Genomic DNA, 583 nt, shown 5'->3' on the forward strand with positions numbered 1-583 from the left:
CGACCGAGCCGTCGGCCTGCTCGCGCCAGAATTTCACACGCTCGATGCCGGGCATCAGCTTGCTGCAGTTCGGAGCAATTGTCAGCAGCGACAGGCCGTCCGAGACCTCGGCGCCGCGCTTGATTGCGCAGGCCGCTTCGTCGCCATTGGCTGTCAGCCGATAGCTGTTGGAGAGGCCGGCTTGCTCGACCGCGCTTTGGCCGTTGCCGTCGTGCAGGGACTGAACGCCCCCGTATAAGGCGACTGACGCAATCAACCCGGCTAACAGCTTCACTCCGCCTCTCCACATCCTGGCTTGCCGTGCCATGCCGGTCTCCAAACCACGCGCCGATTTGGACAACATGCATAACGAAGTATGCAGAATGATGGTTAAGCAGGCGTTAATAAATGTGGCCGGCCTTCCGCTCAGGCGCGTGGCTTGACGTTGATCGTCTCCGGCACCGGGGTCAGCGGCCGGTGCTCGCCGAACCAGGAGATGAGATTGTCGACGCACAGATCCGCCATGGCCCGGCGGGTGTGGTCGGACGCAGATCCGACATGCGGCAGAAGGGAGGTGTTGGGCGCATCGAGCAGCGCTCTGGGC

Annotated in this window: 1 protein-coding gene and 1 pseudogene; both read right to left on the reverse strand. The window is 63.1% G+C overall.

Going from position 1 to position 583, the window contains the following annotated elements; translation table 11 throughout:
- Positions 1-274: hypothetical protein (locus EOA60_RS36340; protein WP_128312797.1), on the reverse strand; the 274-nt coding region annotated here is incomplete at its 3' end.
- A 131-nt stretch (positions 275-405) separates the two neighbouring features.
- Positions 406-583 (reverse strand): annotated as a pseudogene (locus tag EOA60_RS36345) (2-hydroxyacid dehydrogenase); the annotation flags it as partial.

Origin of the sequence: Mesorhizobium sp. M1A.F.Ca.IN.020.06.1.1 (assembly GCF_004023265.1) — a bacterium.
In the GTDB taxonomy this organism is placed as follows: Bacteria; Pseudomonadota; Alphaproteobacteria; order Rhizobiales; family Rhizobiaceae; genus Mesorhizobium.